We start from the raw sequence: 12,485 nt of genomic DNA on the forward strand, positions 1-12,485 counted from the left end.
TCGGTCGACGGCACAATTTGGCTATGGGTGGCCTCAGGCTGTGGACAAACGGTTCTCCACAGCCTGTGATGGACGCAGTACGTCCATGGTAGGGAGGTCGGCGCAGGTGGCATCTGAACAAATGGCCGAAGGGCAGGACGCCGGCGCCGTACTGCCGCCGCCGCGGCCCCTGGACGCCATAGATCAGGACATCCTGCGCATGCTCCAGGCGGACGGCCGCGCCTCGATACGGTCGGTCGCCGAACGGGTCCACGTCTCGCGCGCCAACGCCTACGCCCGCATCAACCGGCTCGTCGAGGACGGTGTCATCCGCGGCTTCGGCGCCCGCGTCGACCACCAGCGGGCCGGTCAGGGGACGTCCGCGTACATCACGCTGAAGATCGTGCAGAACTCCTGGCGCACGGTGCGCGAGGAGCTCAGACAGCTTCCGGGCGCCTCCCACATCGCCCTGGTGGGCGGGGACTTCGACGTGCTGCTGCTGGTGCACGTGTCCGACAACCGGGCCCTGCGCGAACTGGTGCTGACCCGCCTCCAGGCGATTCCGCAGGTGCTCAGCACCCGCACGCTGCTGGTGTTCGAGGAGGAGGACCTGGAACCTCAGGGGTGAGCTCGGGTGAGCTCAGGCGTCCTTGCCGAGCCCCCCGAACGCCAGCCGCACCACCGCGTCGGCCACCTCGCGCTCGTTCATGCCCCGCCCGTCCGGCCGGTACCACTCCACGATCGAGTTGATCATTCCGAAGACCAGCCTGGTCACCAGCCGGACCTCTATGTCGCCGCGCACGTCCCCGTCCGCGGCCGCCGCCTTGATCAGGTCGGCCACCCGGTGGTCGAAGTCGCGGCGCCGCTCCAGGGCCCACCGCTCGGTGTCCGTGTTGCCGCGCACCCGCAGCAGCAGGGTCACGTAGGGCAGCTCGGCTATGAGCACCTCGACCATGCGCCGGACGACGTACTCCAGGCGCCCGGCGGACCGCCCCACGCGCGCGTGCTCCTCCTCGAGGATCCCGAAGAGGCCGTCCAGGGCCCGGCTCACGGCGCGGCGCAGCAGCTCCTCCTTGCCGGCGACGTGGTGGTATATCGACGACTTGGAGATGCCGGCCGCCTTGGAGAGGTGCTCCATGGAGGTGCCGTCGTAGCCGCGCTCGTTGAACACCTGGACGGCGACGGACAGCAGGGTGTCCGGGGTGTACGTGTCGCGTTTGGCGGTGGTCATGAGGCTGTGCCCTCCCGCTTGTCGGAGGCGTGGGCGTGGCGGTACAGCGCGAGGGACGGCGTGTAGCGCCCCGAGGGGTCGCGCATGTGGAGGTCGTCCAGGAGCGCGTAGGCCCAGTAGCGGCCGAGTTTCCGGCTCCACTCGAAGGGGCCCAGGGGGTAGTTGACGCCGAGGCGCATCGCGGTGTCGATGTCCTCCTCGGTGGCCACGCCCTTGGCGACCGCGTCGTGTGCCAGGTCGATGATCCGCGCGACCGTGCGGGCGACGATCATGCCGGGTACGTCGCCGATGAGGCTGACCCGCTTGCCCAGCGCCTGGAAGAGGCCGATGGCCTCGGCGAGGGTCTGCGGGGAGGTGTCCTGGGAGGCGGCCAGGGCGATCCGGGTGGCCTTGCGGTAGTCGAGGGCGAGGTCGAAGTAGACGACGTCCCGGAACTCCACGGAGGTCTGCCCGTCGGCGAGGGCGAGCTGGCCGCCGCTCGGCAGCACCATGCGGGTGCCGTTGTCGTCGTCCTCGTCGCGGACCGGGATGCCCGCCTCGCGGATCAGCGCGAGCAGGTCGGACGCCGGGCCCAGGTCGCCCTCGGCGACGACGTACGCGGGCGGCTGCCGCCGCTCCGCCGTGTCCGGCTCCGGGATCTCGGCGCCGTCCTCGTGGTCGTACCAGCCCTGGCCGGTCTTGCGGCCCAGCCGGCCGGACTCGACCAGGCGCCGCTGGGCGAGGGACGGGGTGAAGCGCACGTCCTGGAAGAAGGACCGCCAGACCGACTGCGTGACGGACTCGTTGACGTCCTGGCCGATCAGATCCGTCAGCTCGAAGGCGCCCATCCGGAAGCCGCCCGACTCGCGCAGCACGGCGTCGATGGTGGCCGGGTCGGCGCCCTGCGCCTCGTACACCGCGAAGGCCTCGGCGTAGAAGGGCCGGGCGATGCGGTTGACGATGAAGCCGGGGGTGTCCGCGCAGGCGACCGGCGTCTTGCCCCAGGCGCGGGCGGTCTCGTACGCGCGCGTGGCCGACGAGACGTCGGTGGCGAACCCGGAGACGACCTCGACCAGCGGCAGCAGCGGCGCCGGGTTGAAGAAGTGCAGGCCGACGAAGCGGCCGGGGGAGCGCAGGGCGCCGCCGATGGCGGTGACGGACAGGGACGAGGTGTTGGTGGCGAGCAGGCAGTCGTCGGCGACGATGCCCTCCAGCTCGCGGAACAGGTCCTGCTTGACGTCCAGCCGCTCCAGGACCGCCTCGACGACCAGGGCGCAGTCCGCGAGCTCGGCGAGGGCCTCGGCGGGCAGCAGCCGGGCGTGGGCGGCGTCCCGGTCGGCTGCGGTGAGCCGCTCCTTCGCCACGAGCCGGTCCAGGCGCGCGCCGATCTCGTCGGCCGCCTCCCGTGCCCGCCCGGGGACGGTGTCGTACAGCCGTACGGGATGGCCCGCGACCAGCGCGACCTGGGCGATGCCCTGGCCCATGGTGCCGGTGCCGACGACGGCCACGGGGCTGCTGAGGTCGAGTGCTGTCATGTGCGCGATCCTCCCGCACGGGGTTTTCCACAGATACGGCGGACCCCCTTGAACCGACCGATCGTTCGGTTACTCTAGCTCTGTCCGAGTGTTCCTGCCCAGGTTTCTGCCCAGGTCATGAACTCGACGAAGAGTTCTTGAGACGAGGAGATGGTCACCCATGACCGCCGCACTCTCGGCGCACGAGCTGATCGCCCGGCACCGGTCCACCCTCGACCAGGCGCTGGAAGCGATCCGCACGCGCGCGTACTGGTCCCCGCACCCCGAGCACCCCAAGGCCTACGGGGAGCACGGCAGCCTGGACGCCGCGGCGGGCAAGGCCGCCTTCGACGCCCTGCTCGGCTCCCGCCTCGACCTCGGCCAGCCGGGCACGGACGACTGGGTGGGCGCCGAGACGTCCCCGTACGGCGTCGACCTGGGCGTGACGTACCCGCACGCTGACCTCGACGTGCTGCTGCCCGCCATGAAGGCCGGACAGCGGGCCTGGCGGGACGCGGGCGCGGAGCAGCGCGCGGTGGTCTGCCTGGAGATCCTCAAGCGCATCAGCGACCGGACGCACGAGTTCGCGCACGCGGTCATGCACACCTCCGGCCAGGCCTTCATGATGGCGTTCCAGGCGGGCGGGCCGCACGCGCAGGACCGCGGCATGGAGGCGGTGGCGTACGCGTACGTGGAGCAGGTGCGCACGCCCGACAACGCCGAGTGGACCAAGCCGCAGGGCAAGCGCGACCCGCTGGCCATGACCAAGCAGTTCACGCCGGTCCCGCGCGGCATCGCCCTGGTGATCGGCTGCAACACCTTCCCGACGTGGAACGGCTACCCGGGCCTGTTCGCCTCCCTCGCCACGGGCAACGCGGTCCTGGTCAAGCCCCACCCGCGCGCGGTGCTGCCGCTCGCGCTCACGGTGCTGGTCGCGCGCGAGGTGCTCGCCGAGACGGGCTTCGACCCGAACCTGGTCGCGCTGGCCGCCGAGCGCCCCGGCGAGGGCATCGCCAAGACCCTGGCGACGCGCCCCGAGGTCCGGATCATCGACTACACGGGCTCGACCGAGTTCGGCGACTGGCTGGAGGCCAACGCCCGCCAGGCGCAGGTCTACACGGAGAAGGCCGGCGTCAACACCGTCGTCGTCCACTCCACGGCCGACTACAAGGGCATGCTCTCCAACCTGGCGTTCTCGCTGTCCCTGTACAGCGGCCAGATGTGCACGACCCCGCAGAACCTGCTCGTCCCCCGGGAGGGCATCTCCACGGACCAGGGCCCCAAGTCCTACGACGAGGTGGTCGCCGACCTCGCCAAGTCGGTCGACGGCCTGCTCGGCGACGACGCCCGGGCGAACGCGCTGCTCGGTGCGATCGTCACCCCGGACGTGAAGGCCCGTCTGGAGGCCGCGCCGGGTCTCGGTGAGGTGGCCCTGGCGTCCCGGGAGATCACCAACCCCGACTTCCCCGGTGCGGTCGTGCGGACGCCGGTGATCGTGAAGCTGGACGGGGCCAAGCCGGACGCGGAGGCCGCGTACATGAGCGAGTGCTTCGGGCCGGTGTCCTTCGCCGTCGCCGTCGATTCGGCCTCGGACGCGGTGGAGTTGCTGCGGCGGACCGTTCGGGAGAAGGGTGCGATGACCGTCGGGGCGTACACGACCGACCCGGAGGTCGAGCAGGACGTGCGGGAGGCCTGTCTGGAGGAGGCGGCGCAGTTGTCGCTGAATCTGACGGGCGGGGTGTATGTGAACCAGACGGCCGCGTTCTCCGACTTCCATGGGTCGGGAGGTAACCCTGCGGCCAGTGCGGCGCTGTGTGACGGGGCGTTCGTCGCCAACCGGTTCCGCGTTGTCGAGGTGCGGCGGGAGGCCTAGGAGCTCGTGCAGCTCCAGTGGTACAGCGTCATCGCCACGCTCGTCGCCAGGTTGTAGCTGCTGACCTGCGGGCGCATCGGCAGGGACAGCAACTGGTCCGCACGGGCGCGTAGGTCCGTCGACAGGCCCGTGCGTTCCGAGCCGAACGCGAGGACGGCGTCGTCCGGGAGCTTGATGCCCCGGATGTCGTCGCCCTCCGGGTCGAGGGCGAACAGCGGGCCGGGCGGCAGGTCGGGGACCTCCAGCCGTTCCACCGCCGTCGCGAAGTGCAGGCCCGCCCCGCCGCGTACGACCGTCGGATGCCAGGGGTCGACCGTCCCGGTCGTCACCACGCCGGTCGCGCCGAAGCCGGCGGCCAGGCGGATCACCGCCCCCGCGTTGCCCAGGTTGCGCGGATTGTCGAGGACCACGACCGGGGTGGCGCGGGGCGTGTGCGCCAGCCGCGCGAGGTTGGACTCGCGGGAGGGGCGCACGGCGAGCGCGGCCACGGCGGTGGGGTGCGGGCGCGGCACGAACGACGCGTACGTCTCGTACGGCACCTCCGCGAGCAGTGCGCCCAGCGCCTCCCGTACGTCCGGGGCCAGCTCGTCGGCGAGGTCGAGTGCGGCCGCCCGGTCGGCGGTGACCGCCACCGGCACCTCGGCGCCGAACCGCACCGCATGCTTGAGGGCGTGGAAGCCGTCGAGCAGGACGGTGCTGCCGGCGAGCCGGTGCCAGACGGTCACGGGGTCGGTCATGCCCCGAAGCCTACGTGCGTGGCCTGGGAACTCTCGGGGGTGAGCTGCTCGGGCACCGGTTTGCGCCCACCGCGCCGGCGCAGCAGCCGGTCACGCGCGCGTGCCGCCCGGCCGCCCAGGCGGCGCAGGAAGGACGTCGGCAGGAACACCGCGTCCGCCGCGATCATCGCCAGCGAGAAGAACGGCAGGCCGAGGACGACGGCGATCACGGCGTGCTCGGTGATCATGAGCGCCAGCAGGACGTTCTTCACCCGCCGGTTGAACAGCGTGAACGGGAAGGCGACCTGCACGAGGACCGTCCCGTAGGTCACGAGCATCACCAGCGCGCCGCTGGCGGAGAGCAGGTCGGCGAGGGCGGGCCAGGGCGAGAAGTACTCCAGGTGGAGCGGGTAGTAGACGGCGGTGCCGTCCTGCCAGCGGGAACCCTGGATCTTGTACCAGCCGGCCGTCGCGTAGATCAGGCACGCCTCGGCCATGATCACGAGCAGGGCACCGTTGTGCACGATGTTGGCGACGACGTCGAGCAGGATCCGCGGTTCGCCGGACTGCGCGCGGCGCCCGACCAGCCACCACAGGGCCTGCGCCGCCCACACGGTCCACAGCAGCACGGGTATCAGCAGATCGTCGCCGTCCATCCGGCCGGCCAGGGTCGCCGCGAGCAGCGCGAACCCGAGCACGCCCCACAGGGCCGGGCCGGTCAGGTCCCTGACCCGGTCGCCGCGCGCTCGGGCGTCCCGGGCGCGCGAGGCCCGCCGGGCGTCCAGCGACCACACCTGGGCGCAGCGCGTGAAGACCAGGTAGATCGACATCAGGTGCAGCACGTTGTCGCCGCCGTCGCCCATGAAGACACTGCGGTTCTGCAGCGACAGCACGCCGACCATGAACAGCACCGACATGGTGCGGGTGCGCCAGCCCAGCAGCAGCAGGGCGCTGGACAGGATCGCGAGCGCGTAGACGAGCTCGAACCAGATCCGGCCGTCCGACCACATCAGGGTGGTGAAGGCCTTGTTGCTCCCGATCAGCTGCTCGGCGAGACCCCAGCTCCAGGGCCCGTCGGGACCGTAGAGCTCGTGGCGGTGGGGCAGCTCGCGCAGCAGGAACAGCAGCCAGGTCGCGCTGAAGCCGATACGGATCACGGCCGTCTGGTACGGGCCGAGGGCGGCCTCGGTGACACGGGCGATGCCGCGCGAGACGGCCAGGGAGAAGCTGTTCACCGCACGCCTCCCCGGGCCTCGTCCCGCGGCACCGGCCACCAGGGCAGTTCGCGGTAGGCCGGCGTCGTGGAGACCTTCTCCCGGCTCCACTTCGGCGGGGGCACATTGGTGGTGCGGGAGCGGACCTGGACGCGTTCGATGACACCGCCGTCCCCGGCCGAGGCGCCCGCCGCGTCGTCGCGGTCGAGGCGCAGCACCACGATCCGGCGCAGATACGACTCGGAGAGTGAGCCGCGCATGCCGACCGGGCGGCTCTCGCTGTCGTGCGTCGCGGTGAAGAAGTCCCAGGCGCGGCGCAGCTCGTTCTGCTGGGTGTGGCTGGGCAGCAGATTGCCGTCGATGGCCCGGCCGTCCTCGGCGGACAGGTCGTACCAGCCGGTGCTCAGCTTCTCGCCGTCCGCGCCGCGGACCTCGGCGCGGGCCTGGATCGAGATGTCCTGCTGGAGCGGGTTCGGGGCGAAGAGCTTCCAGTTCTGCTCGAACTCCGGATAGATCCAGTCATCCACGGCCCGGCCGTGCTCCTTGGTGACCGTGTTCGCCGGCGCGACGTGCAGGAACGTCATCGCGATATGCACACAGACCCCGATCGCGACGACCGCGAGCGCCAGCGCGACACCGATCTGACCGGGGAGGGAGAGCGCGGCGATGCCGGATCGGGGCGGGTCGGGCGGACCCGGTTCGGCGAGCCCGGACGGGCCGGACGGGCCGTCCGGCCCGTGCCGGGCGTTCGAGCCCTCGTCGTACGCGTCCAATTCCGCCCCGTTCCAGATCCCGGTCCGTCGTAGCGCCCGCACACCACCGCGCGGCGTCGGCACGGGCACGGTACTCAGGCCACCCACCCCGGCACAGCCCCTGTCGGCCGGTTCCGGCCGTGGCCGTCGCCACACCACGGAAGCCGACCGTACGGCGCCCGCGACCGCCCGGGAGCGGCGGTCCCCCTGGTCCACAGGGGACCCCCGCAGGTTATCCACAGGGCGCCTCGGCAGGTCGCCCACAGGAGGGACACCCTACGGCGCCCGCCCGTACGCCCATTCCCTTCTTCTAGAACCTGTTCTATCTTGACGCCCCGTCAGCTCAACGGGATCGGCCCGGAAGGACAGGCACCGTGGACTTCACCTTCACCGAGGAGCAGCAGGCGGCGGCCGAGGCGGCGAAGGGCGTGTTCGCCGGGGTCGCCCCGGACGCCGTGCCCAGCCCCGCCCTCACCCCCGGCGCCGTCGCCGACACCCACGACCACGCCCTGTGGGCCGGGCTCGCCCGAGCGGACCTGCTGAGCCTGCTGCTCGACGAGCGGTACGGCGGGGCCGGCCTGGACGCCGTCGCGCTGTGCCTGGTGCTGCGGGAGTCGGCGCGGGTGCTGGCCAGGGTGCCGCTGCTGGAGAGCAGCGCGGCAGCGGCGGCCGTCCAGGCCTTCGGCAGCGACGAGGCGAGGTCCGCCCTGCTCGCCCGGGCCGGCCGGGGCGAGATCGTGCTGACCGTCGCCGCGCACGGCCGCACCGGCCACGACCCGGCCGAGCTCGCCGTGACCGCACGGCAGGACGGCGAGGCCTGGGTGCTGGACGGGGTGCAGACGGCCGTGCCGTGGGCCTACGACGCGGACGTCACGGTCGTACCCGCCCACACCGCGACCGGCCGGACCGTCCTGGCCCTGGTGCCCCGCGAGCACCCCGGGGCCGTCCTCGCGGAGCAGTTCTCCACCAGCGGTGAGCGGCTCGGCGAGCTGCGGCTGGAGTCGGCCCGGCTCACCGCGCGGGACGTGATCGACGCCGACGGGGCGTGGGAGTGGCTGCGGGACCTGCTGGCCACCGGGACGTGCGCGCTGGCGCTCGGGCTCGGGGAGCGCGTACTGCGGATGACCGGGGAGTACACGAGCAAGCGGGAGCAGTTCGGGTTCCCGATCGCCACCTTCCAGGCCGTCGCCGTGCAGGCCGCCGACCGCTACATCGACCTGCGCGCGATGGAGGTCACGCTCTGGCAGGCCGCGTGGCGGATCGCCTCGGGGTCACCCGGCGCGCTGCCCGCCGCAGGTGACGTCGCCGTCGCCAAGATTTGGGCGGCGGAGGGCGTACGCCGGGTCGTGCAGACCGCGCAGCATCTGCACGGCGGGTTCGGCGCCGACGTCGACTATCCCCTGCACCGGTACCACGCCTGGGCCAAGCACCTGGAGCTGTCGCTCGGCCCGGCCGCGGCACACGAGGAGGCCCTGGGCGACCTGCTGGCGGCGCACCCACTGGCCTGAACGCCCGGGAGCGAGACGCGCTAGAGGACGAACCCCTGCTGCCCGTCCTCGGTCACCACGGGACGGCCCGCCGCCTCCCACACCTGCATGCCGCCGTCGACGTTCACGGCGTCGACGCCCTGCTGGGCCAGGTACATCGTGACCTGGGCGGACCGGCCGCCGGAGCGGCAGATCACATGGACGCGGCCGTCCTGCGGGGCGGCCTCGGTCAGCTCGCCGTACCGGGCGACGAACTCGCTGATGGGGATGTGCAGCGCCCCTTCGGCGTGACCGGCCTTCCACTCGTCGTCCTCCCGGACGTCCAGCAGGAAGTCGCCGTCCTTGAGGTCAGCGACCTCGACCGTGGGCACACCAGCTCCGAAACTCATGCCTCCGACGCTACCCGACCCGCCCCGCGGGCCGGACGGGACGCGGCTCAGCCCCAGCGGCTCAGCCCTCGCCGAGCAGCGTCGCCAGCTCCGTCTCCCGCTCGGTGACCTGGGTGCGCAGCTGCTGCCCGATCTCGTCCAGGAGCCGGTCCGGGTCGTCCGGGGCGAGCTGGAGCATGTGCCCGATGGCGCTCTCCTCCAGCTCCTTGGCGAGCATGGCGAGCAGTTCCTTGCGCTGGGCGAGCCATTCGAGGCGGTTGTAGAGCTCCTCGGCGCGGCTCGGGCCCCGCTTCAGCTCCGGCCCCTTGGCCCACTCCTCGGCGAGCTCGCGCAGCTCCGCCGCGTCACCGCGGGCGTAGGCGGCGTTGACCCGGGTGATGAACTCCTCGCGCCGCTCGCGCTCCTGCTCCTCCTGGGCCAGGTCCGGGTGCGCCTTGCGGGCCAGGTCCCGGTAGAGCTTGCGGGCCTCCTCGCTGGGGCGGACCCGCTGCGGGGGCCGGACCGCCTGGTCCGTGAGCATCGCCACGGCCTCCGGGAACAGGCCGCTGTCGTCCATCCAGCCGTGCAGCAGCTCCTCGACGCCGGGGATCGGCGCCAGCCGCGACCTGGCCTCCTCCGCGCGCCGCAGATCGTCGGGGTCGCCGCTGCGGGCGGCCCTGGCCTCGAGGATCCGGGCGTCCAGGTCCTCGAGCCGGGCGTACAGCGGACCGAGCTTCTGTTCGTGCAGCCGGGAGAAGTTCTCGACCTCCACGCGGAAGGTCTCCACCGCGATCTCGTACTCGATCAGCGCCTGCTCGGCGGCCCGCACGGCCCGCTCGAGCCGCTCCTCGGGCCGGGCCGCGTCACCTTCGGCACGGGCCGCGTCGCCTTCGGGCGTCACCCGTTCCTCATCGGCGCCGCCACCGCCCTGCTCAGCTTCCGGGGTCGTCACCCGACCAGCCTAGGCCACATCGCGCCCGCCCCGGTGCCCCGGACGGTCACCCGCCGGAGGCACCCCAAGGTCACAGGGGCAACAGGGGTCACACCCCCATCTCCGCGGCGACCTTCCCCGCCCGCACCCCCGCCACCAGATCCGCGTGATCCGCCTCGGTCCGGTCCGCGTAGGCCACGGCGAACCCGGCCATCGCCTCGTCCAGCTCCTCGCTCTTTCCGCAGTACCCGGCGATGAGGCGAGGATCGGCGCTGTGGGCGTGCGCCCGGGCCAGGAGCGCGCCGGTCATCCGGCCGTAGTCGTCTATCTGGTCGGCGGCCAGCTCGGCCGGATCGACGCTGCCCTTGCGGTTGCGGAACTGGCGGACCTGGAAGGGGAACCCGTCGACCGTCGTCCAGCCCAGCAAAATGTCGCTGACGACCTGCATCCGCTTCTGGCCCAGCACGACGCGCCGGCCCTCGTGCACGGGCTCCGGCGCCTCGAAACCGGCCGTCACCAGATGCGGCACCAGCGCCGATGACCGCGCCTCCTTCACCTGGAGCACCAGCGGCTCGCCCCGGTGGTCCAGGAGCAGCACGACGTAGGACCGGGTGCCGACACTGCCGGTGCCGACGACGCGGAACGCCACGTCGTGCACCGCGTGCCGGGCGAGGAGCGGCAGGCGGTCCTCCGGCAGAGTGCCGACGTACTCCTCCAGGGACGCGGCCACCGCCGCGGCCTCAGCGTCCGGGACGCGCCGCAGCACCGGCGGGGCGTCGACGAACCGGCGCCCTCCGCCCTGCGTGGCCTCCGTCGACTTGGCCGCGAAGCGGCCGCTCGTGTTGTGGCGGGCCTTCTCGGAGACCCGTTCCAGCGTGCCGAGCAGGTCATGGGCGTCCGTGTGGGAGACGAGCTCCTCGTCCGCGATCGCGTTCCACGCGTCCAGCACCGGGAGCTTGGCCAGCAGCCGCATGGTGCGGCGGTAGGCGCCCACCGCGTCGTAGGCCGCCTTGCGGCACCGGTCCTCGTCCGCGCCGGCCTCCCGGCCCGCGAGCACCAGGGAGGCGGCGAGGCGCTTGAGGTCCCACTCCCAGGGGCCGTGCACCGTTTCGTCGAAGTCGTTCAGATCGATGACGAGGCCGCCGCGCGCGTCGGCGTAGAGGCCGAAATTGGCCGCGTGCGCGTCGCCGCAGATCTGGGCCCGGATCCGGGTCATGGGGGTGCGCGCCAGGTCGAAGGCCATGAGGCCCGCCGCGCCGCGCAGGAACGCGAACGGGGTGGCGGCCATGCGGCCGACCCGGATCGGGGTGAGCTCGGGGAGCCGGCCGCGGCCCGACTCCTCGACCGCGCTCACCGCGTCGGGCCGGGACGCGTCCAGGTCGAGAAGGGAGTGCGCGCCGCGCGGGATCCGCTTGCGCAGGGCCTTGCCCTCGTCCTTGGGCGAGCCCTCGGCCGGCCACTCGGCGAAGCCGCGCACCCGGGGCAGCCGGCGGTCCGTCCCGTCCGCCGCCATGCCCTCAGCTTCCACACCAGCCCTGGTCATCCCAACCGCCTCCCCCACCACCGTACGAACGCCCACGTACGAATGCCCACGTGCGAACGCCCACGCACGAACATCAACTCGTGCCGACCGTACAACCGGGCGGCCGAAACGCGTCAGGCCCTGTGGAGAACTCCACAGGTGTGGACAACTCATGCGGGAGCGGGAAGCACCTGTCATGCGGGAGCGGGAAGCACCTGCTCTTCCGCCACCTCGGCCAGCACCCGCTCCGCCCGCTCCACCGAGACGTCGAGCCGGGCCAGCACCGCGGGCACGCAGATGCTCGGCAGGAAGTGCTCGAACATCACGACGACACGGCGTTCCAGATCCCGCCGCTGGCAGCGAAGCTGGGACAGGAGCTGCACCCCCGAGAAGCTGCCGACCAGCAGCTCGGCCGTCTCCGCCACGTCGACATGCTGCAGCAGTTCGCCCTGCGCCTTCGCCTCGGTCAGCCGCTGCACGTTCTGGTCGAACCACATCCCGAAGGCCTGGGTGCGGTCGAGGTCCATGGCCCCCTGGTCGAGGGCGAGCCCCACACTGGCCCGCACCAACGGCTCGGACCGCAGCCGGCGGGCCAGCACCAGACCGGAGTCGACGAGTTCCTGGAGCTTGCTGGACTGCGGCGGGAGCGTGATGGCGAGCTGCTCCTCGAACACCCCGATCGCGAGCTCCTCCTTGGAGCCGAAATGGAAGTACAGCGCGCCCTTGGTGACGCCCGCCCGGTCCAGGATCTCTCCGATGGTCGCCGAGGTGTAGCCGCGTTCGTCGAAGACGGCCGCCGCCGCCTCCAGGATGGTCCGCCGGGTGCGGATCGCGCGCTCCTGTCGCGCCATCGGGTGCCTCCTGATCTCCGTCGATCCCTGTGAAGTCACTGTGCAGCGGGGGCGCGAGAGCCTGTCCC

The 12,485-nt window shown here is 72.3% G+C and carries 12 protein-coding genes; 3 read left to right on the forward strand and 9 right to left on the reverse strand.

Annotation, left to right across the window (positions count from 1 at the left end; translation table 11 throughout):
* Positions 1-121 precede the first annotated feature (121 nt).
* Positions 122-607 carry an Lrp/AsnC family transcriptional regulator gene (locus ACFTZL_RS03020; RefSeq protein WP_382577553.1) on the forward strand — a complete coding sequence of 162 codons (486 nt, stop codon included), beginning with the start codon at positions 122-124 and terminating at the stop codon, positions 605-607.
* A gap of 12 nt (positions 608-619) precedes the next feature.
* On the opposite strand, the gene ACFTZL_RS03025 is transcribed toward ACFTZL_RS03020, so the two are convergent.
* Positions 620-1,210, reverse strand: coding sequence for a TetR/AcrR family transcriptional regulator (locus ACFTZL_RS03025; protein ID WP_382577499.1), 591 nt, complete (start codon positions 1,208-1,210; stop codon positions 620-622).
* Entirely contained in the window at positions 1,207-2,724 is a 1,518-nt protein-coding gene (locus tag ACFTZL_RS03030) for a 3-hydroxyacyl-CoA dehydrogenase (RefSeq protein ID WP_382577502.1), read from the reverse strand. Before ACFTZL_RS03030 ends, ACFTZL_RS03025 begins: the two co-directional genes overlap by 4 nt.
* 160 nt (positions 2,725-2,884) lie before the next feature.
* Here ACFTZL_RS03030 and paaN point away from each other — a divergent pair, with 160 nt between their 5' ends.
* Complete coding sequence (gene paaN, locus ACFTZL_RS03035; RefSeq protein WP_382577504.1) at positions 2,885-4,576, forward strand: phenylacetic acid degradation protein PaaN; 1,692 nt, start codon at positions 2,885-2,887, stop codon at positions 4,574-4,576.
* On the opposite strand, the gene ACFTZL_RS03040 is transcribed toward paaN, so the two are convergent.
* Genes ACFTZL_RS03040 through ACFTZL_RS03050 form a run of 3 tightly spaced genes read right to left on the reverse strand, consistent with a single transcriptional unit; the run spans position 4,573 to position 7,279 of the window.
* Positions 4,573-5,313, reverse strand: coding sequence for a TrmH family RNA methyltransferase (locus tag ACFTZL_RS03040; RefSeq protein ID WP_382577506.1), 741 nt, complete (start codon positions 5,311-5,313; stop codon positions 4,573-4,575). The genes paaN and ACFTZL_RS03040 overlap by 4 nt on opposite strands.
* Positions 5,310-6,527, reverse strand: coding sequence for an HTTM domain-containing protein (locus tag ACFTZL_RS03045; RefSeq protein ID WP_382577509.1), 1,218 nt, complete (start codon positions 6,525-6,527; stop codon positions 5,310-5,312). The genes ACFTZL_RS03040 and ACFTZL_RS03045 overlap by 4 nt, the downstream gene beginning before the upstream one ends.
* Complete coding sequence (locus tag ACFTZL_RS03050) at positions 6,524-7,279, reverse strand: DUF5819 family protein (RefSeq protein WP_382577555.1); 756 nt, start codon at positions 7,277-7,279, stop codon at positions 6,524-6,526. The genes ACFTZL_RS03045 and ACFTZL_RS03050 overlap by 4 nt, the downstream gene beginning before the upstream one ends.
* A gap of 353 nt (positions 7,280-7,632) precedes the next feature.
* On the opposite strand from ACFTZL_RS03050, the gene ACFTZL_RS03055 reads away from it, so the two are divergent.
* On the forward strand, positions 7,633-8,766 hold the full coding sequence (locus tag ACFTZL_RS03055) for an acyl-CoA dehydrogenase family protein (RefSeq protein WP_382577512.1): 1,134 nt from the start codon (positions 7,633-7,635) through the stop codon (positions 8,764-8,766).
* A 20-nt stretch (positions 8,767-8,786) separates the two neighbouring features.
* On the opposite strand, the gene ACFTZL_RS03060 is transcribed toward ACFTZL_RS03055, so the two are convergent.
* From ACFTZL_RS03060 to ACFTZL_RS03075, 4 genes are all read right to left on the reverse strand, one after another.
* The gene (locus tag ACFTZL_RS03060; RefSeq protein WP_382577556.1) at positions 8,787-9,116 is read right to left on the reverse strand and encodes a rhodanese-like domain-containing protein; all 330 of its coding nucleotides are present in this window, start codon (positions 9,114-9,116) and stop codon (positions 8,787-8,789) included.
* Between the two features lie 79 nt (positions 9,117-9,195).
* The gene (locus tag ACFTZL_RS03065) at positions 9,196-10,065 is read right to left on the reverse strand and encodes a hypothetical protein (protein ID WP_382577515.1); all 870 of its coding nucleotides are present in this window, start codon (positions 10,063-10,065) and stop codon (positions 9,196-9,198) included.
* Positions 10,066-10,153: 88 nt separating this feature from the next.
* Positions 10,154-11,587 carry a DUF2252 domain-containing protein gene (locus ACFTZL_RS03070; RefSeq protein WP_382577518.1) on the reverse strand — a complete coding sequence of 478 codons (1,434 nt, stop codon included), beginning with the start codon at positions 11,585-11,587 and terminating at the stop codon, positions 10,154-10,156.
* 173 nt (positions 11,588-11,760) lie between these two features.
* Positions 11,761-12,417: a ScbR family autoregulator-binding transcription factor gene (locus ACFTZL_RS03075; protein ID WP_382577520.1), complete on the reverse strand. Its 657-nt coding sequence runs from the start codon at positions 12,415-12,417 to the stop codon at positions 11,761-11,763.
* Between the last annotated feature and the right edge of the window lie 68 nt (positions 12,418-12,485).

Source organism: Streptomyces sp. NPDC056948 (assembly GCF_042674225.1).
In the GTDB taxonomy this organism is placed as follows: domain Bacteria; phylum Actinomycetota; class Actinomycetes; order Streptomycetales; family Streptomycetaceae; genus Streptomyces; species Streptomyces purpurascens.

What these genes read in the sequence shown, in the direction of transcription:
- ACFTZL_RS03020 (WP_382577553.1), top strand. Translation starts at nt 122, where the DNA reads ATGGCCGAAGGGCAGGACGCCGGCGCCGTACTGCCGCCGCCGCGGCCC.
- ACFTZL_RS03025 (WP_382577499.1), bottom strand. Translation starts at nt 1,210, where the DNA reads ATGACCACCGCCAAACGCGACACGTACACCCCGGACACCCTGCTGTCC.
- ACFTZL_RS03030 (WP_382577502.1), bottom strand. Translation starts at nt 2,724, where the DNA reads ATGACAGCACTCGACCTCAGCAGCCCCGTGGCCGTCGTCGGCACCGGC.
- paaN (WP_382577504.1), top strand. Translation starts at nt 2,885, where the DNA reads ATGACCGCCGCACTCTCGGCGCACGAGCTGATCGCCCGGCACCGGTCC.
- ACFTZL_RS03040 (WP_382577506.1), bottom strand. Translation starts at nt 5,313, where the DNA reads ATGACCGACCCCGTGACCGTCTGGCACCGGCTCGCCGGCAGCACCGTC.
- ACFTZL_RS03070 (WP_382577518.1), bottom strand. Translation starts at nt 11,587, where the DNA reads ATGACCAGGGCTGGTGTGGAAGCTGAGGGCATGGCGGCGGACGGGACG.
- ACFTZL_RS03075 (WP_382577520.1), bottom strand. Translation starts at nt 12,417, where the DNA reads ATGGCGCGACAGGAGCGCGCGATCCGCACCCGGCGGACCATCCTGGAG.